1 protein-coding gene is annotated in these 1,501 nt (G+C 41.4%); it reads right to left on the minus strand.

What is annotated here, in order from left to right:
- On the minus strand, positions 1–1,501 hold a 1,501-nt coding region (locus tag ACODS7_RS31960; protein WP_488828581.1), incomplete at both ends, for a DUF927 domain-containing protein.

Genomic DNA, 1,501 nt, shown 5'->3' on the forward strand with positions numbered 1-1,501 from the left:
CTCCCGGTAAAGTGAACGGCTGCATAGTATCCCGCAAGTCTCGTTAGCACTTCATTCCCTTTCGCTTTCTCTACATAATGTTTCCTGAACCTTGCATACTCAGAAAGAAACACCTTTTTATTTGCTAACCATACTTGTAAAAATTCAATTCCAATCGCTCCATAATTGTTTTCCATTGCCTCATGAAGGTGCATAATGTTTCCATGATCTTTCCCTAACGGTTCGTCAATCAGCGGAATGATACGAGCAGCCGCACCACCTTGATTTTTCGCATATTCGTTTAAAGATACTTCACCTGTGCTGAGTAAAATATTGTGCCACATGAATTCTCTCTGGCTTCCTTTGAGAGAACCACGTCCCTTCGAACGCCCTCCACTGAATTGATAAATGGCATCTTTTAAGATCCTCTCATTCGCTTTACGCGTGTCGTCTAACAGTAAAGGGAAACTATTGAGATACGCTGCCTTTCTTTCAATCGATACTTTCGTCGCATTCCATTCACTCATTAACCTTTCATTTCCCCATACACTTGCAGCTGCTTTTAATGTGGTCGTTTTCCCTTGTGAGGTCGTACCACTTAAATCGACAATGAAGGGCTGTAGACGCAAGTCTTGAATAATAACACTCGCAAAACTAGCAAGTATGAAAAAGACTGCCTTCGGATTCTGTTTGATACGTGCAAACACTTCCTGTTTCCAACTTTCGCCGGTCCCTTTCACTTCAACTGCTTCCAATAGTTGTTTCTCACCGTGATCTATCGCCATGATTTCAACATCTTTCGTTAAGGACGGATGAATAAAACGGTCCTTGATAAAACCCAAACGTTCTACCGCTTCATGTTGGTTTATCTCGTTCACTAATAAATACTGGTCAAAGTAAGTAATGATTCTTTTCGCATTATTATCATGAACAGAAAACCCTCGATCGCTTAATTCTAATAATTCTTTTCGAACGGCAATTGTGGAAGCTGGTACCACTTCTTTCACCGTTCGATTTTGTTCCTGCCATTCGATTTCATACAGCACTTGTGGACGTTCTATGTTATGGAATTCTTTTGTGATATACGGCGTTTTCCGCGAAACGAGTTTTGTGATGACATTTCCGTCCTTATCCTCTTTTTCCTCAAAAAGCGTAGCATTTGCCCCCACTTTAAATGGCTTAGGAATCACCCTATTTTTACTTCTATCTTCTACAGCAATTTCGACGCCTTTCCTTTCATAATACGCTTTATTTTCCCCTGAACTTACCGTCCTCCACGCTGATTCTACCTTCTCCTGCACGGTTTGAAACGGAAAGTCTTTCTTGTAAGGTACAAAATATTGATACGCGAGTTGTAAGCTTTCTAACGCATCTGGTTGACTGACACCACAAGTTAAAAGTCTTCTCGCCATATCATAGAAATCTCCATCACGTGAACCGCTCTTCTCATACGGGTATGCCATTGGGGACGGGTGTTTCATACCATTCCAAACCTTGTAGAGAAAAGTAGGGAGCTCGTCAA

Source organism: Bacillus sp. FG16, assembly GCF_057809515.1.